Annotated in this window: 24 protein-coding genes and 1 tRNA gene; 17 read left to right on the top strand and 8 right to left on the bottom strand. The window is 44.7% G+C overall.

Annotated features, from left to right (window positions below; translation table 11 throughout):
• Positions 1 to 124 precede the first annotated feature (124 nt).
• Positions 125 to 568 carry a DUF411 domain-containing protein gene (locus L1D15_RS10985; protein ID WP_239875605.1) on the bottom strand — a complete coding sequence of 148 codons (444 nt, stop codon included), beginning with the start codon at positions 566 to 568 and terminating at the stop codon, positions 125 to 127.
• 8 nt (positions 569 to 576) lie between these two features.
• Positions 577 to 3,273 (bottom strand): copper-translocating P-type ATPase, encoded by a 2,697-nt coding sequence (locus L1D15_RS10980; protein ID WP_239875603.1) that lies wholly within the window; start codon positions 3,271 to 3,273, stop codon positions 577 to 579.
• Between the two features lie 323 nt (positions 3,274 to 3,596).
• On the opposite strand from L1D15_RS10980, the gene gltX reads away from it, so the two are divergent.
• The 3 genes from gltX (at position 3,597) to L1D15_RS10965 (ending at position 7,500) form a co-directional block, all read left to right on the top strand.
• A complete protein-coding gene (gltX, locus tag L1D15_RS10975) occupies positions 3,597 to 5,024 on the top strand; it encodes a glutamate--tRNA ligase (RefSeq protein WP_239875601.1) in 1,428 nt (475 codons plus the stop codon).
• Positions 5,025 to 5,341: 317 nt separating this feature from the next.
• Positions 5,342 to 6,307: an OmpA family protein gene (locus L1D15_RS10970; protein ID WP_239875600.1), complete on the top strand. Its 966-nt coding sequence runs from the start codon at positions 5,342 to 5,344 to the stop codon at positions 6,305 to 6,307.
• 230 nt (positions 6,308 to 6,537) lie between these two features.
• Positions 6,538 to 7,500 (top strand): OmpA family protein, encoded by a 963-nt coding sequence (locus tag L1D15_RS10965; protein WP_239875598.1) that lies wholly within the window; start codon positions 6,538 to 6,540, stop codon positions 7,498 to 7,500.
• Between the two features lie 50 nt (positions 7,501 to 7,550).
• Here L1D15_RS10965 and L1D15_RS10960 read toward each other — a convergent pair whose 3' ends face one another.
• A complete protein-coding gene (locus L1D15_RS10960; protein ID WP_239864897.1) occupies positions 7,551 to 8,057 on the bottom strand; it encodes a Fe3+-citrate ABC transporter substrate-binding protein in 507 nt (168 codons plus the stop codon).
• A 284-nt stretch (positions 8,058 to 8,341) separates the two neighbouring features.
• Here L1D15_RS10960 and L1D15_RS10955 point away from each other — a divergent pair, with 284 nt between their 5' ends.
• Positions 8,342 to 9,115 (top strand): methyltransferase domain-containing protein, encoded by a 774-nt coding sequence (locus L1D15_RS10955; RefSeq protein WP_239875596.1) that lies wholly within the window; start codon positions 8,342 to 8,344, stop codon positions 9,113 to 9,115.
• A gap of 216 nt (positions 9,116 to 9,331) precedes the next feature.
• Here L1D15_RS10955 and L1D15_RS10950 read toward each other — a convergent pair.
• Together L1D15_RS10950 and L1D15_RS10945 are read right to left on the bottom strand one after the other, a co-directional pair.
• Positions 9,332 to 9,408: transfer RNA gene (locus tag L1D15_RS10950), tRNA-Arg, on the bottom strand.
• Between the two features lie 52 nt (positions 9,409 to 9,460).
• A complete protein-coding gene (locus L1D15_RS10945; protein WP_239838298.1) occupies positions 9,461 to 10,594 on the bottom strand; it encodes a flagellar assembly protein FlgT in 1,134 nt (377 codons plus the stop codon).
• Between the two features lie 164 nt (positions 10,595 to 10,758).
• Between L1D15_RS10945 and L1D15_RS10940 the strand changes: the two genes are divergently transcribed.
• Both L1D15_RS10940 and flgP read left to right on the top strand, forming a co-directional pair.
• Complete coding sequence (locus L1D15_RS10940) at positions 10,759 to 11,394, top strand: FlgO family outer membrane protein (protein WP_239838297.1); 636 nt, start codon at positions 10,759 to 10,761, stop codon at positions 11,392 to 11,394.
• 9 nt (positions 11,395 to 11,403) lie between these two features.
• Positions 11,404 to 11,835: a flagellar assembly lipoprotein FlgP gene (gene flgP / locus L1D15_RS10935; RefSeq protein WP_239838296.1), complete on the top strand. Its 432-nt coding sequence runs from the start codon at positions 11,404 to 11,406 to the stop codon at positions 11,833 to 11,835.
• A 62-nt stretch (positions 11,836 to 11,897) separates the two neighbouring features.
• Here flgP and flgN read toward each other — a convergent pair whose 3' ends face one another.
• From flgN to flgA, 3 genes are all read right to left on the bottom strand, one after another.
• The gene (gene flgN, locus L1D15_RS10930; RefSeq protein WP_239864895.1) at positions 11,898 to 12,323 is read right to left on the bottom strand and encodes a flagellar export chaperone FlgN; all 426 of its coding nucleotides are present in this window, start codon (positions 12,321 to 12,323) and stop codon (positions 11,898 to 11,900) included.
• A 12-nt stretch (positions 12,324 to 12,335) separates the two neighbouring features.
• Positions 12,336 to 12,653, bottom strand: coding sequence for a flagellar biosynthesis anti-sigma factor FlgM (flgM, locus tag L1D15_RS10925; protein ID WP_239875595.1), 318 nt, complete (start codon positions 12,651 to 12,653; stop codon positions 12,336 to 12,338).
• An 82-nt stretch (positions 12,654 to 12,735) separates the two neighbouring features.
• Positions 12,736 to 13,482 (bottom strand): flagellar basal body P-ring formation chaperone FlgA, encoded by a 747-nt coding sequence (gene flgA / locus L1D15_RS10920; protein ID WP_239864893.1) that lies wholly within the window; start codon positions 13,480 to 13,482, stop codon positions 12,736 to 12,738.
• An 80-nt stretch (positions 13,483 to 13,562) separates the two neighbouring features.
• Here flgA and L1D15_RS10915 point away from each other — a divergent pair, with 80 nt between their 5' ends.
• The 11 genes from L1D15_RS10915 to flgJ all read left to right on the top strand — a co-directional run bounded on the left by L1D15_RS10915 (position 13,563) and on the right by flgJ (position 23,068).
• A complete protein-coding gene (locus L1D15_RS10915; RefSeq protein ID WP_239838292.1) occupies positions 13,563 to 14,489 on the top strand; it encodes a chemotaxis protein CheV in 927 nt (308 codons plus the stop codon).
• A 10-nt stretch (positions 14,490 to 14,499) separates the two neighbouring features.
• The gene (locus L1D15_RS10910; protein ID WP_006957416.1) at positions 14,500 to 15,327 is read left to right on the top strand and encodes a protein-glutamate O-methyltransferase; all 828 of its coding nucleotides are present in this window, start codon (positions 14,500 to 14,502) and stop codon (positions 15,325 to 15,327) included.
• A gap of 220 nt (positions 15,328 to 15,547) precedes the next feature.
• Positions 15,548 to 15,946, top strand: coding sequence for a flagellar basal body rod protein FlgB (flgB, locus tag L1D15_RS10905; RefSeq protein WP_239838291.1), 399 nt, complete (start codon positions 15,548 to 15,550; stop codon positions 15,944 to 15,946).
• On the top strand, positions 15,947 to 16,363 hold the full coding sequence (gene flgC / locus L1D15_RS10900) for a flagellar basal body rod protein FlgC (RefSeq protein WP_239864891.1): 417 nt from the start codon (positions 15,947 to 15,949) through the stop codon (positions 16,361 to 16,363).
• Between the two features lie 16 nt (positions 16,364 to 16,379).
• Complete coding sequence (gene flgD, locus L1D15_RS10895; RefSeq protein WP_239838289.1) at positions 16,380 to 17,093, top strand: flagellar hook assembly protein FlgD; 714 nt, start codon at positions 16,380 to 16,382, stop codon at positions 17,091 to 17,093.
• Positions 17,094 to 17,120: 27 nt separating this feature from the next.
• Positions 17,121 to 18,425 (top strand): flagellar hook protein FlgE, encoded by a 1,305-nt coding sequence (gene flgE / locus L1D15_RS10890; protein WP_239838288.1) that lies wholly within the window; start codon positions 17,121 to 17,123, stop codon positions 18,423 to 18,425.
• A 213-nt stretch (positions 18,426 to 18,638) separates the two neighbouring features.
• Complete coding sequence (locus tag L1D15_RS10885) at positions 18,639 to 19,388, top strand: flagellar basal body rod protein FlgF (RefSeq protein ID WP_239838287.1); 750 nt, start codon at positions 18,639 to 18,641, stop codon at positions 19,386 to 19,388.
• A gap of 21 nt (positions 19,389 to 19,409) precedes the next feature.
• The gene (gene flgG / locus L1D15_RS10880; RefSeq protein WP_239838286.1) at positions 19,410 to 20,198 is read left to right on the top strand and encodes a flagellar basal-body rod protein FlgG; all 789 of its coding nucleotides are present in this window, start codon (positions 19,410 to 19,412) and stop codon (positions 20,196 to 20,198) included.
• A gap of 23 nt (positions 20,199 to 20,221) precedes the next feature.
• The gene (gene flgH / locus L1D15_RS10875; protein WP_239838285.1) at positions 20,222 to 21,001 is read left to right on the top strand and encodes a flagellar basal body L-ring protein FlgH; all 780 of its coding nucleotides are present in this window, start codon (positions 20,222 to 20,224) and stop codon (positions 20,999 to 21,001) included.
• Between the two features lie 51 nt (positions 21,002 to 21,052).
• Entirely contained in the window at positions 21,053 to 22,144 is a 1,092-nt protein-coding gene (locus L1D15_RS10870) for a flagellar basal body P-ring protein FlgI (RefSeq protein ID WP_239864889.1), read from the top strand.
• Between the two features lie 9 nt (positions 22,145 to 22,153).
• The gene (gene flgJ / locus L1D15_RS10865; protein ID WP_239875593.1) at positions 22,154 to 23,068 is read left to right on the top strand and encodes a flagellar assembly peptidoglycan hydrolase FlgJ; all 915 of its coding nucleotides are present in this window, start codon (positions 22,154 to 22,156) and stop codon (positions 23,066 to 23,068) included.
• Positions 23,069 to 23,262: the final 194 nt, after the last annotated feature.

Here is a 23,262-nt window from a genome sequence, read left to right as displayed (position 1 = left end):
GCCACTCGTTTAAAGAGTGGCGTTTCCAATCCCAAAGCGAATGAGATGTTCGATCGTATTCTTCGCTGCTCAATTCATCCCGTATAATTGAAAGGCACCGGATGACACTCCTAAAAACACGCTACTACTGATTTCCGGGGTAAGAGCGATACTCAAACACCTGCCCACTGTCGTTAAAGGCATATACCGAATAGGCATCTTTTTCATTGCCGTATTCCATACCTGGAGAGCCCATCGGCATCCCCGGGACGGCCAAGCCTTTTGCATTTTTAGGTGGGTTTTCTAAAAAGGCTTTGATGTCTTGTGCTGGAACGTGGCCTTCAAACACATAGCCGTTAATTTCCGCGGTATGGCAGGAGGCCAGTTGTGAGGTCACGCCCAGTTTCTGTTTTATGGGGTTCATATCATCGTGTAACTTTTCTTCAACGGTAAACCCTGCTTCCTGCATGTGTTTTGTCCATTCTGTGCAACAACCACAATATGGTGACTTATGGTTTAGCACGTCAGCGGCTAGCGCGTGACTAGATAAAAGAACAAGGGATGCAAAGGAGATAACTTTTGTTTTCATAAACACCTCTATGAGTGAAGAGAAGATTTAAAGAGTCTTAATCGGTTAGCATTGCTGACAACCGTGATTGATGACAGTGCCATAGCGGCGCCAGCCACGACTGGACTCAATAAGAACCCGAATGCGGGGTACAGTACCCCAGCCGCAACTGGAATACCTAAAGAGTTATAAATAAAGGCACCAAATAAATTCTGTTTCATGTTTTTAATGGTTGCTTTGGAGAGTTCAATCGCTTTTACAACCGCCAAAGGAGATGAATTGAGCAATGTCATTTGCGCACTCTCAATGGCCACGTCACTTCCACTGCCCATCGCAATGCCAATGTCTGCAAGAGCAAGTGCAGGAGCGTCATTGACGCCGTCACCTATCATCGCAACCCGTTTTCTGTTCGCTTGAAGCTGCGTTATGTGCCCAGCTTTTTCATCAGGCAATACTTGCGCGATAACCTTCTGAATACCTAACTGATTCGCAATTGCTTGAGCGACATGTTGGTTATCGCCCGTTAACATTACCGGTGTAATCTTCATCTTGATTAAGGCTTCAATGGCTTGCTTCGCGTCTTCTTTGATAGGGTCAGCGATGGCGATTAAACCTGCAGCTTTGCCTTGTTGAGTAACAATAACCGGTGTCCAAGCTTTGTTTACACACAGCTCAAGAGTCGCTTGTAATTTATCGAGATTTATCTGCTGCTCCTGAGCGTAAGGAAGTGAAATCACAGCGACATCTTCATCTCGTATTGTTCCAGTGACGCCTTTCCCGCGCATGTTGTGAAAACCTTCAACCTCAGTCAGCTTAAGCTGAAGATCTTGAGCTTGTTTTACAATGGCTTTTGCCAATGGGTGCTCTGAGTATTGCTCTATGCTAGCGGCGGTCATCAGCAAGCGATTCTTGTCTTGGTTGAGTGAGTAGACATGGTGTACTTCGGGCTTACCTTGTGTCAGGGTTCCCGTTTTATCAAATACAACGGTATCGATCTGGCTTGCCGATTGCAGCACATCGGCATCTTTGATCAATATGCCCATTTCAGCGGCTTTACCAATACCAACGGTTACTGAAAGCGGCGTTGCTAATCCGAGCGCGCAAGGGCATGCGATAATGAGAACTGTGGTTGTGACAACCAACATATAGCTGGCTTTCGGCTCAGGTCCGATCATGAACCATATCAGTGCGGAGAAAAGAGCAATTGCAACAACGACGGGAACAAACACCGCTGAGATTTGATCCGCTAGCTTGGCAAGGGCAGGCTTACTGCTTTGTGCCTCTCGGACCATGGTAATGATGCGCGATAGCATAGTATTGCTGCCGACACCGGTCGCTTCGATGACTAAACTACCATCTTGGTTTAATGTACCGGCAGAAATGGTATCGCCATTTTGTTTGTAAACGGGTATGGGCTCACCGGTCAGCATGGATTCATCTATGTACGACGTGCCGGACACGACTTGACCATCAATGGGGGCTTTTTCACCGGGTTTAATTCGGAGTTGCATACCTTCGGTGATCTGCTCGATGGCAATGATTTGATCCCCTGACTCCGTTATTAATGTGGCTTTATTTGGTTGAAGATTGATCAAAGCTTGCAATGAGCGAGTTGTCTTGGCTTTCGCTTTTGCTTCAATGTAATGACCTAGGGATATAAGGCCCACAATCATCGCACTGGCTTCAAAATAGACGTGCCTCGAGGCAGCGGGAAACCACTGTGGAAATAGCACGACAAGCATTGAAAATAACCAAGCGGCTCCTGTGCCAAGCGCGACTAAGGTATCCATGGTCGCTCGTTTGTGCACTAATGCTTGCCAGGCATTAGTGAAAAAGCTCCGCCCAGCCGTCGCAAGTAGCCAGAAACAGAGCGCTCCGATCCCCCCCCAAGCCAGTTGATCCTGAGCGGTTCTAATCATCATGTTACCACCGAGTACCCCCCATAACATGAGTGGTACACCGAGCATAATGCCAGCCAAAGCACTTCTTTTATGGTGGGCCTGTAGCGCATTTTGCTGAGCTGCTTGCTTTTCTTGTTGAGTGCTTGGATCGTCGATGAGTTCCGCCTGATAACCCGCTTGTTGAACTGACTCGGCTAGTGCGCTGAACAGGGTACGACTTTTGTCCTCTGTAAAGACCAGAGCACTTTGCTCAGCAAGATTAACTTGAGCCTTTATGACCCCAGGAACTTGGGCGAGTGCTTTTTCTACGGAAGACACACAGCTGGCGCAGGTCATCCCTGCAATTAACAGATGAATTGTTTGTGTACCTTCTGGCGTGTTAGAGGGAGTAGAGCGAGTTTGGCTTGGAACGTGTTCAATCTCACTTTCTTCCTCTACACCAGTGTATTCACTGGCTTGGTAGCCGAGAGATTCAACCAATGCTTGTACCTGTTGTCGGGTTAAAAGCGTCGATATCGAAAGTTGAGTTTTTGCAACATCAAACTGACCGACTAATTCATGCGCTTCAAGAGCCGCTTTAACCTTTGCCACACATCGACCACAGTTCAGTCCGGATAAATGAAACGTATATTGGAATCCAGCTTGGTAACCAAGTGAGCGAATAGAGCTCTCTAATTCGGCAAAAGAACAATTGCTCTCCAGGGTGATGTGCTTTGGTGTTAAATCATGAATCGTAACTTGATACTGGGAGGTAAGCTCATGTTCAACTTTTCGGGCACACCCCATACAGCTTAACCCTGATAGTGGAATATCGAACTGACGCATAACATTACCCTCAACAAAGAACTGTTGCTGAGCATAAACCTTCCCTCAAGGGGAAGGTCAAGTGTCATTGTTCGAGAAAGACTAAAACCTTAAATAGACGCTTTATTCAGGTTATGTGATTTAGTCTGTGAGACATTCCAAATGTTTAGCTGGAAATTGGTCAAGCAAATAGACTTACTTTAAGTAAAACACCTCAGTGAATAATGAATTCTGTATAAGACGGATTGTAGATTTGCACATCAGTGCTAAAATACGCGCAATTTTGGCGCCATTCATCATCTCTATAGAGTGGTGCGGTCATTTCGACAATCAAGGTATTTTACATGACGGTTAAAACTCGTTTTGCTCCTAGCCCAACAGGCTACCTTCACGTGGGTGGTGCACGTACTGCACTTTACTCTTGGCTATACGCTAAAAACCAAGGCGGTGAATTCGTTCTGCGTATCGAAGATACTGACTTAGAACGTAACTCTCAAGAAGCAGTCGATGCCATCCTAGAAGGCATGCAGTGGATGGGGCTTGAGTGGAATGAAGGGCCTTACTTCCAGTCAAAGCGCTTTGATCGTTATAACGAGATGGTTGATAAACTCCTTTCAGAAGACAAAGCGTACAAATGTTATGCTTCTAAAGAGCTTCTCGATGAAATCCGTGCGGAGCAAGAAGCCGCTAAAGAGATGCCGCGTTATGATGCGAACCACCCAAAAATCGTTGCGGCTAACGAAGCAGCTAAAGAAGGTGACCCGTGCGTTGTCCGTTTTCGTAATCCGAAGCAGGGCAGTGTCGTCTTTGAAGACCAAATTCGTGGCCGTATCGAGATAGCTAACGATCAACTCGATGACCTTATTATCCGTCGAACAGATGGGTCTCCTACGTACAACTTCGTTGTGGTCGTCGATGACTGGGATATGGGTATCACGCATGTCGTTCGTGGTGAAGATCATATCAACAATACGCCTCGTCAAATCAACATCTACGAAGCATTAGGTGCCCCAGTTCCGACGTTTGCACACTGTGCAATGATCCTAGGTGATGATGGTGCGAAACTGTCTAAGCGTCACGGTGCTGTTTCAGTCATGCAATACCGTGATGAAGGTTACCTTCCAAATGCTCTAAACAACTATCTAGTGCGTCTTGGTTGGTCTCACGGTGACCAAGAAATTTTCTCTACTGAAGAGATGATCAATCTGTTCTCTCTAAATGCGGTTTCTAAGTCAGCGTCAGCATTCAATACTGAAAAGCTACTTTGGTTGAACAACCATTACATCAAGACATCGGCTCCTGAGTACGTAGCTGAGTACCTACAATGGCACTTAGACAACCAGAACCTAAACATTGAAAACGGCCCAGCAATCACTGAAGTGATCACACTTGTTGGCGAACGTTGTAACACTCTAGTAGAACTCGCTGAGCAGATCCGCTACTTCTACGAAGACTTCTCTGAATTTGAAGCCGGCGCAGCTAAGAAACACTTACGTGGCGTCGCTAAAGGCCCACTAGAGTTGGCTCTTGCAAAAGCAGAAGCGCTAGAAGAATGGACAACGGCCAATATTAAAGAGAGCGTCATTGCTGCTGTATGTGAAGAGTTAGAGATTGGCATGGGTAAAATCGGCATGCCACTTCGCGTTGCGGTTACCGGTGGTGGTCAGTCTCCATCCGTTGATGCGGTTATGGAGCTGGTGGGTAAAGAACGTGTGCTTGCTCGCATTAAGATGGCGATAGCGTTTATCGAAGAGCGTGAAGCTAACGCATAAAAAAATGTACTTATTGCATATTAACCGCAGCTTAATGCTGCGGTTTTTTTATATTCTATTTTTTTAAGGATAAATAAATAGCGGTCAGTACTTTTATTGGTCTGTGATTATGGTTCCAGTTTCTTATCTTAGTTGAACCGCAATAACGCAAAGTTATCTAATTAGATGAAATTAAATAAAAATTCACAAAGTTAATTGTCATTTATCTCGTTAAGGTGTAGTGTCCGCACAATTGTACGGTAACACTCTATGTGTTTGTTTTTATGTGGCTTGTCTATAGCGTCGCAAATCTAACGCGTATTAATAAGGTATGAAAAATGAAAAAATTAGCAGCGGTAGTTTCTGGCACACTTCTTCTTGCTTCAGCATCAGTGAATGCGCAATTTTATCTTGGCGCAAAAGCGGGAGCGAGTTGGGTAGATGATTTGTGCACAACAGGTGAATGTGATGATAACTCTTGGGCGCTTGGTTCATTTGTTGGCTATGAGTTCAATGACTATTTAGCCCTAGAAGCGGGCCTAGATACATTAGGTGAAACAACGGGCTCTGGTTATAAAGATGCTGGTTTGGTTTCTTATTCATTGGCGCCGCGCTTCAGCTTGCCATTAACAGAGAATGTTGATGCCTTTGCCAAAGCGGGTGGGGCTTATGTGGAGTATGGTAACAAGAGCGATAGCTCTTTCGTTGGTGGCGTTGGGCTAAGCTATAGTGTCCTGCCAAACATTGATATTCAAGTTGAGTATCAGCGCTTAACGGACATCGATATTGATACGCATGGTATTGCGGGTAATGCGGTGACACTAGGATTCACAACTAAATTTGGTGGTAGCGAACAACACACCGAGACACCCATACAAGAAGAAATGCAGGTGGAAGAAGTTGTCGAAGAAACGGTAGTGGTTCAGCCTATACTGCAAACGTTTGAATCGAAAGTGGTCTACTCGGTCAGCTTTAAATTTGATAGTGCAGAGCTGACTTCTGACAGTGAAATGGCGCTTAAAGAAGTGGCTGCTTTCATGAGCGAATATCCTCAAGCAACCGTGGATGTGGTGGGTTATGCTGACTCAGTTGGCCCAGCAGCATACAACCAAACTCTGTCTGAGCAGCGTGCTCAATCTGTAGCGGATATTATTGCAGATTATGGGGTAAACCAGTCACGTATTCACGTAGAAGGAGCGGGGGAAGCCAAGCCTATCGCACCGAATGATACCCAAGAAGGGCGTATGCAGAACCGTCGTGCAGAAGTCACAATGAATGAGTTTGAATATCAAGTTCAGCCTTAAGCGCTCTGTTGATTGTAAAATTAAATCAAAGCCCTGTTTCGACAGGGCTTTGTCATATTTACGAGAAAGTAAGTCATTAGCATGCAAAAGGTGAAATTGGTCCATAAACCCATTTGTACATTTTATGAACTAAGGTGTACTGTTATTGCGACCATACTGTAACTTGATGATTGTTATTGTGTGGCGTGCTTGTTGTGGCACACAGTGCTGACAGTCATAAGGAAAAAACAATGAAAAAATTAGCAGCGGTAGTTTCCACCACACTTCTTCTCGCATCTACATCAGTAAGCGCTCAGTTTTATTTGGGTGCCAAAGCAGGAGCCTCTTGGCTCAATGAGTCATGTTCTACGGGGCCTTGTGATGATAATTCTTGGGCGTTGGGCTCCTTTGCCGGTTATGAGTTTAATGACATGATAAGCCTTGAGCTAGCACTGGATACATTAGGGGAGACCACTGGTTATGGCTATACAGATGCAGGTTTAAGCTCCTATTCCCTTGCGCCCCGATTCACTATGCCTTTGTCAGAAAAATTTGATGCATTTGCCAAGTTAGGTGGTGCGTATGTTGAGTATGGCAATAAAGACGATAGTTCTTTACTTGGTGCTTTGGGTGTGACGTATGCCTTCATGCCGACTATCGATTTTCAGTTGGAGTACCAACGTTTAACCGACATTAACATTGATACTCATCGTTTTAAAGGCAATGCCCTAACACTTGGTTTTATTGCGAAGTTTGGAGGTAGTGATGAACCAACCTCGTATCCAGCTGAAGAAGAAATGGTGGTTGAAGAAGTTATCGAAGAAGAGGTTGTGATTGAACCTATCGTCAAGACCTTTGAGACGAAAGTGGTTGATTCCAGTAGCTTTGCACTGAACAGTGCAGAATTGAAACCAGAGAGCAAAGCGATGCTGGCGGAATTAGTGACTTTTATGATGGAGTTTCCGCAGTCAACGGTCGAAGTGGTAGGTTACACGGACTCCAGCGGTGCAGCCTCGTACAACCAAGAATTATCTGAGAAGCGGGCTCAGTCCGTTGCTGAAGAGCTTGAAGAACAAGGTATCGATGCATCAAGAATCACAGCTCGTGGAGAGGGGGAGAGTAACCCGATCGCTTCTAATGAAACCAAAGAAGGACGAGCACAGAACCGACGGGTAGAAATTATGGTACCAGCTTTTGAGTATCAGGCTCAGTAAAAAAACACTTCCCTAACGTCTAAGCACCTCGAATCAATGTTGGGGTGCTTCTATTTGAGGTCGATACTATTGAGTCGCCCCATAAATTCGAGGATTTCTAGGTTATCTTTATTCGCTTCTAGCAAGGCTTTCTTTGTTTTTGTATAGGCAGCGAGCCGACCGTGCTTTTTGATTGAGCACACCACACTCTTATAAATCAATTTGCCGTTTTCATCATAATTGCGCCAAGCCGCAATATAGCATTCATCTTTGGCATCGGGTTCTGCTTTGGTTGGACGAGGTTTGAAAATAATTTTGGGTTCTAAGGAGTGAGGGAGTCGAGTCATAAGGTAGGGATCTTTGAGCAACTTGCGCCAGAATTTTCCCCACATTGCACTACCCAATTCATTACGAAGTTTGATGGCTTTTTTTAGCCCTTTCTTTTCACCAATTCTCACGTAGCCGACAGAGCGGTGAAGTACCGTATCATCGGGTGTATGAATGTGAATTTTAAATGCAGTTTTAGCTTTAGATATAAAGCGATGACCAGTGTTAGTAGTCAAGTTACTTTTCTTCATTAATTGCTTATGAATAGTTCTGTTAATAATTATTTTAGTTGAATGTCTTCAATTGTTGAAGCCTTGATTTACCGCTTGCGAATTGGTTTGGTGAGGTGCCGTGATTAGGTGTGACTCTTGATTGGCAGTGCAGCAGATGATCAGTTAAAGGAGAGGGGGGCTTACGAGTGAAGAGTTTGATGTCAACCATAGTATTAGCGGGATAACTCTGACGGTCTTAAGTATATGCATCTGTTATATGGTAAGTTTCTCCTTCTGTTGTCCTCAAAAGAGATCTCTATGCTATGAATTACAATAAAGAATACCATAGCAACGGCATAGTGCAGTTTGATGCTGCGAAAGAACTCATTCAGCTTTTACCAGACAAAGTGGATCGACTTCTTGATGTTGGTTGTGGTTCAGGAAAAGTCTCGCATTTAATACAGGAACACTCAGAACCGAAGACGATGGTGGCTATAGATGCATCTGCGGAAATGCTTGAGCAAGCGCATAGGCTTTACCCTGATAGCCGGATTCAATTCGAACACGCTGATATACGTCATTACACTACTGCTACAGGCTTTGATGTCATTACTTCAAACTCATCGTTTCAATGGTATCAAGATTATGATGCCGCACTTCTGGCAATCAGAAATGCGCTAAATGTGCACGGTACCTTTGCTTTGCAAACGCCTTACAAACAGGAATGGTGTCCACTGGTTTCTGAATTGATGACGGAGTTTTTTCGTGACTACTATCCAAAACTTGGCCAGTGTTTTCGTATGCCGTGTATGCATTTAGAGAGTGCAGAACAATACAGAGAAATGTTTGAATCAAGAGGGTTCCGTGTACTTTCGATAAAACCTAGGGAGTTTGTGTACTCCTTTGCCGGTGAAGAGTTCAAAAAGTTCTTCATGTCAGGGGCGTATAAAGTTTATACCTTAGCTCAAAGCTACACGTTGCCGATTCCTTCAGCCTTTGCACGGGATTTGGAAAGTTTCATTGAAGAGGTCGCAAACAGCCGCTCGTGTTTCGATGTTAGTATTTTCAGGTTGTTAGCGTGCTTCGGACGGGCATAGTGAGTGGAGGTACTAACTATCCAGTAAGAAGCTCGGCCATTTGTGGTCGAGCTTCTTTCTTTTGGTGGGATTATCTATGCGTAGTTGGAACTTTCATCTAGTTCAGAAGATTCATTTTGCAGAAAAGTAATCGAGATAATTGAGATATAAGTAGAGCAGCGTGAAAGATATGAAAAGACCAGATCTATTGGTTTTAGATCTGGCCTCAATATGATATGGCGCTCCCGACAGGATTCGAACCTGTGACCTATCCCTTAGGAGGGGATCGCGCTATCCAGCTGTGCCACGGGAGCTTATTGCCATCATACTTAATTAAATCAAGTTGTTAAACCTTAGCTCACGGATTTATAGCATCTTGTGCATAACATCGCCAATTTGAATACTGCCTGCGAGTTCTGGCTGGTCTACCGTTAATTCCGCTTCGTTTTCATACACTCTAGATACTGTCAAAGTAATGTTTGACTCAGTGACTTTGTTTCTTGGTAAGCCGCGTTGATCAATGAAAGAGCCTGTGTGCCAAAGTTTGAGCTTATCGCCTAGCTGGACACCATGAATGCGTCCGAGATCCATGGTGAGAATGTTGTCCCATTTTGAAATGATCTCCGGGAGCGTGATTTTGCATGACACTTCGGATTCTAGATCCAACATGATATTACGACTGACGCGCAGCATCATATCACCGTAGGTTGATGCCCAGAAGCGAGCACTCTTAGTATCGACTTGGCTGGTTTTTGGAAATGGCCAGCGAGCGACTTCACGGTAGTTTCGGTTATAAACCTCATTTCCCGTCTTGCCATCAAACACTGTCATTTCAAGAGCAAACTGACGATTGATGATGTCATCTTTCAGTAATTTCTGTTCTATAGTGGCGGTTAAATCGGTAATAACACCACCGATGATGTATTGTGCACCAGTATCTTGTGCAATCATTTTAAGTCGTTCTGGATAACGTTTACTGATTTGATAATCGGTTGTCCCTACAGAAACAAAGTTGGCTGATTGCTGATCAAGCTGGCGATTGATCACTGTAGCGAAGTCATCACCGACGCTATAAATCTGGCCCATCACCGCTTGTTGAGGTGAAGCAACATCTATGTTGCCGACTAGGAAGGTCTTTTTATACTGGCTGACATGGCAAGCTGTTGCCGATGGGTAAATATCAATGCGTGCTTTGACAAACATGACGCCATTACGCACCTTCTGCTCATCGACCACGATGTAGCGGACTTCCGTATTGCTGAACTGATACTCCTTGCGTTCGCTTTCTAGGAGTGGCCTCAAATTGGAGATGCTGCCGATATCTGCGCCAGAGAAGCTGATGGCCTTAAAAATGGCATCTTCCAAGGCATGAATACGTGCGACTTCTTCGGAGGAGACCACTGTAGCGGTACCCGTTACTTCATACCATCCGGCAGACACTATACTCGTGTACAGTGAGGCATAAATGGTTGAAATCATGATAAGAAGCATTTTTTTCATATTCATCTTCCAAGTTGGTTCATTTTTTGCTTTCTCTATCTTAGCTGGTTTAGGCATTGCCGTTCTGAATGGTTGCAGATTTAGAAAAGCAAAGAATGTTCCACTTTTTATGAGTGATAGAGAATGGGACAAATCAGTGCCTAATATATATCGGAGATTAGAGAATGAAAAAATGGCTAATGCTAGTGCCGGTGGTGTTTCTCACTGCTTGTGCCTATGCCCCAATATACAACGGTAAAGAACCGTATCCAGGTTCGCAGTTTATGCTGATGGAGAGTCCGCGTCATACTCTTGACTTCTTTATTGAAAGTATGACTGAAGAACTGGTGGTTTCGAACACCAGTGTGTCAGCACGGACACCTATTGCCGTTACTTCTTTTGTTGATTTACAAAATATGGACGCAACGAATTGGTTAGGTAACTCTGTATCTGAAGGATTTATCCACCAATTCCAACGTCGCGGCTTTAAAGTCGTCGACTACAAAACGACGGGCTCTATTCAAGTCACTCAGCAAGGTGACTTTGCCTTCAGTCGCGATTGGAAAGATTTGTCGCAGGAGCAGGATATTCAATACGTCCTGACAGGAACCATGTTACGTCAGGAAGGCGGCGTCCTAGTCAATGCGCGAGTGGTTGGTATGCAGTCTCGTGTGGTTGTCGCGACAGCTCAAGGCTTCCTACCTGCTGATCGTATTGGTCGTGACTTAGACACACTTAACAGTATCCGAACTGAGGATGGTGTTTTGATTCGCTCTGACCCTACAATAAGACAACCGTATACGGTTATTCTGCGTCCATAGGGAGTTGAGATGAAGAAGTTACTTTTACTGGCTGTTGCACTAATCATGGTTGGCTGTCAGCCTTTGCAGACTATGCGCCCAGATGATTGGTTAACCGCGGTAGGCTATGCCAATATCAGTGAGCAAAAAGGTCGTACTGATGAAGAGCGTCAGGTTCGCGCGATGCGTGCTTCAAAAATAGATGCCTACCGTGAGCTTGCAGAGCAAGTGTATGGTATGCGAGTCAGTGGCCGTGCTGATCTTCAGGATCAACGTTTGGGGACAGAGTTGACATCAGGTGCTGTGGATGGGGTCATCCGAGGTGCCGAAGTGGTGCGTAGTTATAAAGTGGGTGACAGCTATGTGACTGAACTGCGATTGGACATCAAGAAGATGAACAAGCTGCGCGACTATGGTGAAGTTCAGGTCGTACCGGAAAAACGTCAGCAAACCCTTTTCTAATTCTTTCTAATCTTCGAGCAAAATGAAAGCGGCAATGTTTGCCGCTTTTTTAGATTCTGATACTAGGCTTTAATGTTTGTGCCGAGTGTTGTGACATTTTTGGTCTGCCCTTCAGCTGTGTAGGTCATGCCGAGTTTGCCTTGGCTTTGCTGCATTAGGTTATTGAGTTTATTAAAACTCAGCTGTGCTCTTTGCAGTGCTTCACCATTCACGGCATTAGCTTGTTGACAGTCATGAACGATAGTACGAATTTTATCGACCAGAGGGCTCAACTCTGGGTCGGTAGATAAAGTCGCAACATCTGGATGCTGGCTAATGCGCTGGTCGGTTTGCTGAAGTTGGTTAATCAGAGTCAGTTTTTCTTTAGCAACTTGCTCAATGTCTTTGGCGACTCGGCTGGTGATTGCCGCTTTTTCTTTCTCGAGCAACAGAGATAAGTCAGTGGCACTTTTAAGCTGAAATTCAATTAAGCTGCTTAGGGCTGCCATAATAGAAACTCGTTACTCGAAACCGCCAAGTTCTTTTTCGAACTTGATCATATTATCGGCTAGCTTTTGCGGATCTACGCTGTAGGAACCATTAGCAATAGCTTCTTTGATTGCAGCCACTTTTGCTTGATCAAAACTTCGCTGGCTAGCAAGTTGAGTGTGCATTTCACCGACTGCCTTACCTTGTTGGCTTAAGGATACTGAGTCTTTTGCCACATCTGACTTTTTTGCCGAGTCAGTGCTTGTCGAAGGGTTATTTTCATTACGCGCAGTGCTTCTTGTCGACGTAGTGAGCGACTGCCCAGAGCGTATGTTATCAATACCTGCCATGTGTGTGAGCCTTTCGTGTTTAGAATCTTATGTTGTCAATATCGACTAGAGTAGGGATTACTTTAGGCTTTTTTTGGACTGATCAGAAAATAACCGTTACTTCCGAGATCCCAGTGACTCTCCCTTCAATTATACGGTTGGATTTTGTATTTTTCACTCTTATCTGTTCACCATGTGACCCATCGGTCAGGGCTGTGCCTTTGGTTGTGATGGTCATACCAGATTTTACCGCTTTGATTGTGACTGTTTCATTGCGACAAACTACACATACATCATTGCTTTCAATGATTTCGCCAGCACGTAAGTTTTTCTTTGTTTTTGCTCCAATTACGTCATCAATGTTGGAAAAGCCTTGCCGCCTGAAGCGTTGCAAGTCTACCATATTAATAGTGACATCATTACGTGAGATGATTTGTCCCCGGCTTAGAGGACCTGTTAAGGTCACTTGAGGGCCAGTTCGGGTTAGTCTGACAGGAACATATAACTTCCAGTTATCTTCGCTACACTCTACTAACACGGTGATATTGCTGGCGTTAGGGTTGGTTGAAGATGAGGAGGTTTCAAGGTTACTTGGGCAGTCTGTGGCAAAGACACGGTTGTCAATATTTGCCGCAGTGGCATCTAAAGTGCCGTCTTCTGGCCATTCAATCGTCGAGAGAATGTACTCTTCTGCGGCTTGCTGGATAGCGATAATTTGCTCAGACGTGGCTGATGTTGCTGAAAAACTAAAGAAAAAGCATAAAAAGACGATAGACTTATAAAAGTTTTTATAGAAAGCTCTACAATTAGTTATGGAAAATGAGCATAAGTGTGATTTAAGGTATGTCATTCTTTTTCTCTAATAGTTTCACATGGCCGTTAGTAGACTACCATTTTTTTAGCATGAAAGTTTGAGATGGAGATGAGCTTATGACGGGTATTCTTGATTCGGTGAATCAGCGTACACAACTCGTCGGTCAAAACCGACTAGAACTCCTAACATTTCGCCTAATGGGGCGACAGCGTTACGGTATTAACGTATTTAAGGTAAAAGAAGTTCTTCAGTGCCCTAAGCTTACTTCAATGCCAAACTTACACCATCTCGTTAAAGGTGTGGCTCATATCCGTGGCCATACTGTTTCCGTTATTGATTTAAGTCTGGCTGTTGGTGGCAGGCCGACTACTGATGTGGACAAAGCCTTTGTTGTAATTGCTGAGTTTAACAGAACCATTCAGGCCTTTTTGGTTACTTCCGTTGAGCGTATTATTAACATGCACTGGGAAGCGATTCTGCCACCGCCTGAAGGGGCTGGTAAATCCAACTATTTGACTGCCGTGACCAACATTGATAATGAACTGGTTGAAATTCTCGATGTAGAAAAAATCCTAGCAGAAATCGCGCCAGTCGATGAAACCATGGACTCAACCATTGGGGAAGAGATTGCCCAGGTTCAATCAGAGAAAGAGATTGTTCGTCGTATTTTGATTGCAGATGACTCAACGGTTGCCCGTAAGCAGGTTGAGCGTGCAATCACATCACTAGGTTTTGAAGCGGTGGCCGTAATTGATGGTAAGCAAGCGTATGAAAAACTTGTTGAAATGGCGGCAGAAGGGAGTATTTACGATCAGATTTCTTTGGTTATCTCTGATATCGAGATGCCTGAAATGGATGGCTATACATTAACTGCCGAAATTAGGCGCAACCCTGATCTTAAAGATCTTTATGTAATTCTCCATTCATCACTCAGTGGTGTATTTAACCAAGCAATGGTTGAACGCGTGGGAGCCAACTCCTTTATTGCTAAATTCAATCCAGATGAGCTTGGTAATGCAGTGAAGACTGCGCTTACTGAATAAAGAGAAGTAAATGACAGCGATAACTATAAGCGATCAAGAATATCGTGATTTCAGCCGTTTCTTAGAATCTCAATGTGGCATCGTACTAGGTGACAGCAAGCAGTATTTGGTGAGGAGTCGCTTAAGCCCTCTGGTGACAAAGTTTAAGCTCAGCTCTTTGTCTGATCTATTACGAGATGTTGTCACTGGCCGTAACCGTGAACTACGAGTTGCCGCTGTTGATGCCATGACCACCAATGAAACCTTGTGGTTTCGTGATACTTATCCGTTTGAAGTCCTTGCTAACAAACTGTTGCCGGAAGCAGCGGCAAATAAACGGCCAATTAAAATTTGGTCAGCGGCAAGTTCTTCAGGTCAAGAGCCGTATTCGATGGCAATGACTATCTTGGAAACTCAGCAACGCAAACCAGGAATGTTGCCGAGCGTATCGGTAACGGCAACGGATATTTCAGCCAGTATGTTAGACATGTGTCGTGCTGGTGTTTACGACAATTTGGCTTTAGGACGTGGTCTATCGCCTGAGCGTCGTCGCAATTTCTTTGAAGATGCTGGTGATGGTCGAATGAAAGTCAAAGACAACGTGAAGCGATTAGTTAATTTTCGTCCACAAAACTTGATGGATAGTTATGCTTTACTGGGTAAGTTTGACATCATTTTCTGTCGTAATGTGTTGATTTATTTCTCTCCAGATATGAAGTCACAGGTTTTAAATCAGATGGCCAACAGTTTAAATCCAGGTGGATACCTACTACTTGGCGCGTCTGAATCTTTAACTGGGTTAACAGATCGTTTCGAGATGGTCCGCTGTAATCCTGGTATTATCTATAAACTTAAATAAGACGAATACATTCCACTCAAAGCCCAGCTACACGCTGGGCTTTTTCGTATTGGGATTCTTTCTCTATACTTACAGTGACATTCCATTGCTCCACAATTCCACTCTTTGGCGTGGTAATTGCTGAGAAGCAAAGAGCAAAGAAATTACGAGTTAACTAAAGTTGGTACGCTAATTGCTTTGTTATCTAGTAGTAACGGTCAGTTCTTGAGTAGAGGTTAACATGGCTATTTCTTTCGACAACGCATTAGGTATCCACCAATACACGGTGGGCGTTCGTGAACGCAATGCTGAGGTGATTTCCACCAACATTGCCCAAGCGAACACTCCTGGCTACAAATCGAAAGGCATGGACTTCCAAAAGGCATTGCAGGCGGCAACATCGGGGGCAAGCATTGGACTTAGCCGTACCGATAGTCGGCATATTCCTGCCTCTACTAGGGTGACTGGGGAAGTTATGTATCGTCTTCCAACACAACCCGACACGGGTGATGGCAACACGGTTGATGTCGATTTGGAGCGTAACTTATTTATGCAGAACCAAATCAGACATCAGGCATCACTTGACTTCTTAGGAAGTAAATTCAAGAACTTAACGAAAGCATTAAAGGGGAGTAACTAGATGAGCTTATTTAACGTTTTTAATGTAACTGGCTCTGCCATGAGCGCTGAATCTGTTCGTCTAAATACGACCTCAAGTAATCTGGCAAATGCTGATAGTGTCTCAAGCTCTGCAAAAGACACTTATAAAGCTCGTCACGCTGTGTTTGGTGCTGAGTTAAGTAAGGCTAAGTATGGTCGTGATCATTCGGTGCCGGTACAAGTGTTAGGGATTGTTGAAAGTGATAAGCCGCTGGATGCGGAGTACAACCCAGATCATCCACTTGCAAATGATGATGGCTATATCTACAAGCCAAACGTCAATGTGATGGAAGAAATGGCCAATATGATATCTGCTTCTCGTTCGTATCAAACCAACGTACAAGTTGCAGATGCAAGCAAACAAATGCTGCTGCGTACGCTGCAGATGGGTCAATAAGGATAGGAGGTAACCTATGGCCGGAGGCATTAATAATAATGTTGGTCAAAGTGGCTTGTCCTATGTTGACCAGCTTAAACAGCTTCAGGACAAGAATAAGCCTGATGAAACAACAGGTAAGCAGGATCTTAAACAAGAAGACTTCTTATCTTTGCTCACCAAGCAGCTTGCTCAGCAAGATCCGTTTAAGCCGGTTAGCAATGACCAGATGATTGCTCAAATGGCGTCGTTCGCGACGGTGGATGGTATCGGCAAAATGAACAATCAGTTTGAAACACTGAATGCGTCGATGACTTCTAACCAAGCGCTTCAGGCTTCATCACTTGTTGGTCGAGACGTTTTAGTCCCGGGTGCTGCAGGGGTGAAAGCGGATGATGGCGCCATGGCTGCCATGGTCAAACTACCTCAATCTGTTGATAACCTGATGGTGCGAGTAGAAGACCAAATGGGGCAGCTTATCCGTACCTTCGATGTTGGTTCAAAACCTGCAGGTGATAGCCGTGTCGTGTGGGATGGTAAGGATCAAAACGGTAATCCATTGCCGGCTGGCAAATACAATGTGAAAGCATCGGGTTTGCTGGACGGGCAGTCGAAAGAGTTTGAAGTTTCGACTTACGCTAACGTTAATAGTGTTTTGCTTGGTAAAGGTGATGGTAACGTACTACTCAATCTGGCTGGCTTTGAGTCGCCAGTTCGACTTGCTGAAGTACTAGAAGTTGGCAAAGCGTAATCACGCTGGCTAGATAGGAGATTTGGAATGTCTTATGTTGCATTAAGCGGCTTGTCCGCAGCTCAGTTAGATCTGAACACAACCAGTAACAACATTGCGAACGCAAACACGTATGGCTTTAAAGAGTCTCGTGCCGAGTTTGGTGATGTTTATTCAAATTCATTGTTTACTCACGCTAAGACCACACCAGGTCAAGGTGTGCAGGCCGCTAAAGTGGCTCAGCAGTTCCATGAGGGGTCGAGTATTTATACCAATAACCCTATGGATTTACGCGTCTCGGGTACCGGTTTTTTTGCTGTAGCTAAAGATCGATTAACGCCTACCTCGAATGAGTTGACGCGAAATGGTGCTTTCCACTTGAATAAAGATAACTACATGACAACTGCAAATGATGAGTTTCTATTAGGTTATCAAGTGAATAAAGATACTGGTGATGTACTGTCTTATGAGCCTTCACCGATTAATATTCCTAAAGAGTTTGGTAAACCTAAGCAGACTTCAAATATTGATGTTGGTGTTAATTTGCCTGCTGGTGGAGAGTTGAAGGACCCGGCGTTATTTGATTTCACCGATCCAGAAACGTACAACCGCTCAACCTCTTCGACGATCTATGACTCTATGGGTCAATCGTATAAGTTGACCACGTACTACTTGAAGGATCAGAACCAAGCCAATACTTGGCAGACGTATTATACAGTCACTGACAGTGCTGGCGAGAAACCGATTAATATTGTAGGTGGTGATGCGACGGCACCGACTGGCCATGTTGGTCACACGATGCGATTCAATAATGATGGCACATTAGCGAGCTTAAATAACGGTCAGAATATTGTGTCTGAAGCGCTAGGTGCCGGAGCTAACCCTGTTGAGCTCAATGGTGCAGATGCTACCCAAGTTTTATCATTCGGTCTGCGAGATGCGACTCAGTTTGCGGCTCCATTCGAATTGACTAAGTTTGACGAAGACGGCGCAACGACGGGCTTCCTGACTAAAGTTGATTTCGATGAGAACGGCAGTGTGCTGGGTACTTACTCAAATGGTGAGAATATTATCTTAGGTCGTGTGGCACTGGTTCGAGTCGCGAATGAGCAAGGTCTAGATAAGAAAGGGGGAACCCAGTGGGATTCAACTCAATTCTCTGGTGATAAGATTTGGGGTGAATCAAACAAAGGTTCCTTTGGTACGATTTCGAGTGGTACGCTGGAACAGTCAAATATTGATATGACCCAAGAGCTGGTGGATCTTATTTCGGCTCAACGTAATTTCCAAGCGAACTCTCGTTCTCTTGAAGTTCATAATCAAACTCAGCAGAACATCCTGCAGATTCGTTAATTAATGTTCTGAGAGTGAAGACATTCCGCAATCATCTGAATAGCAGGCTGGTGGCAACAACCAGCTTGCTATTGTTGCCACCTATGGCAATTCCCTTCGTATATCTCTTCCCTTTATCGTTTATTTTTTAATAAGTATTTGATTTTTATAGTTATTTAATTTTGGCACGTCATTTGCTTTAATTGATCTGAATTGTGATTGTTGGAGCAAATTATGGATCGTGCACTGTTTCTCGCTATGAGTGGCGCAAAGCAGAATATGCAGGCTATGCAGCTTAGAGCGAACAACTTGGCAAACGTCAGTACCACGGGTTTCCGTGCTGATTTGGCGCAAGCCCGCTCAATGCAAGCCTATGGTGATGGTATGCCAAGCCGCGTATTCAGTATGACAGAACGCCCGGGCCATAATTTTCAACAGGGTAGTGTCATTACGACTGGGCGTGACTTAGACGTGACCATTCAAGATCAAGGTTGGATCTCTGTTCTCGATAAAACCGGTAAAGAAGGCCTGACACGCAACGGTAATATGAAGGTAGATGTTAATGGCCTGCTTACCACAGGTAACGGCAATTTGGTGTTAGGAGAAACTGGAGCGCCAATAACTATCCCTATCCCAGTCAGTAAAATTGAAGTTGGTACGGATGGTACCATTTCTGTTGTCCCTCAGGGGGCACCAGCTGATGCTATCGAAATTGTTGACCGCATCAAGCTGACCAGCACCAATAATCAATCACTATACAAAGATGTTAACGGACTTTTCCGTTCCAAAGATCCTAATGCGGCATACGAAATGGATGCCGGTGTCAAACTGCTGACCGGTGCGTTGGAAGGCAGTAACGTCAATGCCATTGGCGAAATGACCAATCTGATTGACCTTCAGCGTCAGTTTGAGATGCAGGTCAAGATGATGAGTACAGCGGAAGAAATGGACAAAGCGTCTGATTCACTGCTTCGTATGAGCTAACCAGAATATTAGGAGAGAGATATGCATCCGGCATTATGGGTAAGTAAAACGGGTTTAGATGCCCAACAAACCAATATTTCTACGATTTCAAATAACCTGGCGAACGCTTCGACAGTGGGTTACAAAAAAAGCCGTGCTGTCTTCGAAGATTTGTTTTATCAAAATATTAATCAACCAGGCGGTCAATCTTCACAAAATACCGAACTGCCAAGCGGATTGATGCTGGGAGCGGGTTCAAAAGTGGTGGCGACACAAAAAGTGCATACTCAAGGTAACACGCAGACCACCAACAATAGTCTCGACATGATGATCGAAGGTGATGGTTTCTTCCAGATTCTCATGCCTGACGGCAATATCGGCTATAGTCGTAACGGCCAATTTACGGTTAACGATGAAGGTGTCGTGGTGACTTCAGGTGCCGGTTATCCATTGGAGCCAGAAATCGCCATTCCTGAAGATGCAGTCAGTATTACGATCGGTACGGACGGCGAAGTGTCAGTAAGAGTGCGTGGTCAACAAGAGAACCAAGTGGTTGGTCAGATTGCGACGGTAGATTTTGTCAACCCTGGTGGCCTTGAGCCTGTCGGGCAGAACTTGTACTTACCGACAGGAGCAAGTGGAGACCCTCAGGAGGGCGTGCCTGGTTTTGATGGCTTTGGTGATATCCGCCAGTCGATGTTGGAAACTTCGAACGTTAACGTTACAGAAGAGCTAGTGAATATGATTGAAGCTCAGCGCGTTTATGAGATGAACTCAAAAGTGATCTCGGCCGTTGATAAAATGATGAGCTTCGTTAACCAGCAGCTATAAGCTTGAGAAATTAAGGAACCATTATGAATCGCTTACTGACCATAATTGCTATCGCCTTATTATCGGGTTGTTCAATGTTGGAAGCCCCAATTGAAACGTCAGATGTTGTTCAGGGAACGACGACCGTTGATGCGGTTGAAGGTGATAAATCTCAAGATGAGAGTGCTGGTATCGTTGATACGCTTCGAGGCAGAAGCGATCCCGTTGCTGGTGATCCTGCTTGGGCGCCCATTCACCCCAAACATCAACCTGAGCATTATGCTGCTGAAACCGGCTCTTTGTTTAATACGGCGCAAGCAGCCAGCCTCTACGATGACTCCAAGCCACGTGGCGTTGGGGACATTATAACTGTGACCTTGGATGAAAACACCAAAGCCGCAAAAAGTTCAGATGCTGATCTATCGAAAAATAACGATGCCTCCATGGATCCTCTTGAAGTGGGGGGACAGCAACTTAATATTGGCGACTATAACTTCTCGTATAATTTAAGTAATGATAACAACTTCAGTGGCAGTGCAGCTGCGAATCAGAGTAATAGTATTTCCGGATCAATCACTGTCGAAGTGATTGAAGTACTGGCAAATGGCAATTTGGTCATCCGAGGTGAAAAATGGCTAACGCTAAACACGGGTGATGAATATATTCGCCTAAGCGGCACTATTCGTCCCGAGGATATCTCCTATGAGAACACGATAGCGTCTAATCGTATTTCTAATGCCAGAATTCGCTATTCAGGTACGGGCACTCAACAAGATATGCAAGAACCTGGATTCTTGGCACGATTCTTTAATGTGGCTTTATAGGACTATTTTAAGTCGAAGTTTTGGCACTGAGTATTGAGTAAAGGTATCCCGATGAAGAAGCTAATTTTGTTACTGACCAGCCTAATTATCGTATCGACACACGCGTACGCGGCACGTATTAAAGACGTGTCACAAGTTGCTGGAGTTCGTAGCAACCAATTAGTTGGCTATGGTTTGGTTACTGGTTTACCGGGTACCGGGGAATCGACCCCTTTTACCGATCAAAGCTTTAATGCCATGCTCGAAAATTTCGGTATTCAGCTTCCACCAGGTACAAAGCCAAAGTCTAAGAATGTCGCAGCTGTTATCGTTACGGCAGACTTAGCTGCGTTTTCAAAGCAAGGTCAAACCATTGATGTCACAGTGTCGTCTATCGGATCTGCGAAAAGTTTACGTGGTGGCACACTCATGCAGACGATGCTGAAAGGTCTTGATGGGCAAATCTATGCCGTTGCTCAAGGAAATTTAGTGGTCAGTGGTTTTAGTGCGACTGGTGCAGACGGCTCTAAAATTGTTGGTAACAACCCAACAGCAGGGATGATTTCAAATGGGGCTATCGTTGAACGAGAAATTCCATCACCGTTTAGTCGTGGGGATTACATCACTTTTAACCTTCTAGAATCTGACTTTACCACTGCGCAGCGCATGGCGGATGCGGTAAATAACTTCCTTGGCCCACAAATGGCTCAAGCTATCGATGCAACTTCAGTAAAAGTCCGTGCCCCGCGAGATATATCTCAACGAGTTTCATTCCTGTCTGCAATTGAAAACCTTGAATTTGATCCGGCAGAAGGCTCAGCGAAAATCATCGTCAATTCACGCACAGGGACGATTGTGGTAGGTAAGCATGTACGACTCAAACCTGCAGCTGTGACCCATGGTGGTATGACAGTCGCGATCAAAGAAGACTTTAATGTCAGCCAGCCAAACGCATTTGGTGGAGGTGAAACAGTCGTCACTCCTGAGAGTGATATCGAAGTGACAGAAGAGCAAGGGAAAATGTTTAAGTTCGAACCGGGGTTGACGCTGGATGACCTTGTTCGTGCGGTAAACGAAGTCGGTGCAGCACCGTCAGATTTAATGGCAATTCTTCAGGCTCTTAAGCAAGCCGGTGCGATTGAAGGTCAGTTGATTGTAATCTAGGGAGGCGGCATGATTAATAACGGTAAAGACATCGGTTTCATTCATGATATCGCTAACTTGGACAAACTACGTCAGAAAGCGGTGGGTGGTGATGAGAACAGTGAAAAAGAAGCGCTGACCGCCGCAGCGAAACAGTTCGAAGCTATTTTTACTTCCATGCTGTTTAAGTCTATGCGTGATGCTAACTCGACGTTTGAATCTGGTTTGATGGATAGTCAGAACCAACAGTTTTACCGTCAGATGATGGATGAGCAAATGTCTAGCGAGCTGAGTGCATCAGGCTCTTTAGGATTGGCAGATATGATTGTCGCTCAACTGACCTCCGGTTCTGTCGAGAATCCGAACGCTGCTAGCCGTGAGGCGGACTTTGAAGCTCTAATGAAAAAAATTGATCATGTGCGTCAAACTCGCCAGCCAGATGTAGAGTCGGCTTCGGCTGTTGAGCCATCCTCAACGAAACAGTCATTTGATTCCCCAGAAGCTTTTGTCGCTTCAATGAAACCCTATGCGGAAAAAGCAGCGCGCGCTTTAGGTGTCGATTCTTCATTGCTCCTCGCTCAAGCGGCTCTTGAGACAGGGTGGGGACAAAAGGTGGTGAGCAATAGTCGTGGCAGTAGTAACAACCTGTTTAACATCAAAGCAGACAAGAGTTGGGCTGGCGATAAAGTAGCCACTCAGACATTGGAGTATCATCAAGGTGTACCTGTAAAAGAAAATGCTGCTTTCCGTTCATACACGAGCTTTGAAGATAGCTTCAATGATTATGTCCGATTCTTAAATAATAATCCTCGTTATACAATGGCACTTCGTCATGAAGGTAGTAACGAACAGTTTATTCGAGGTATCCATCAGGCCGGCTACGCGACAGATCCACAGTACGCTAATAAAGTTCTGAGGGTAAAAGCACAAATAGATGAAATGTAAAATGACTCACCTTCGGGTGAGTTTTTTTATCAGCGAATGCACGTTATCTTCATAAACGGTGACCTTTGTGTTTTGCAAGATTCTAATCTGTTGACATTTGCTCCGCCTCAGAGAAAACATAATCCCGCACCCGCACCCGCACCCGCACCCGCACCCCGATAACTTGGTATACATATTGCATTTTGATTAAGTAA

Origin of the sequence: Vibrio sp. Isolate25 (assembly GCF_022398025.1) — a bacterium.
Classification (GTDB): Bacteria; Pseudomonadota; Gammaproteobacteria; order Enterobacterales; family Vibrionaceae; genus Vibrio; species Vibrio coralliilyticus_A.
This window is presented reverse-complemented; position numbering and strand designations above follow the sequence as displayed.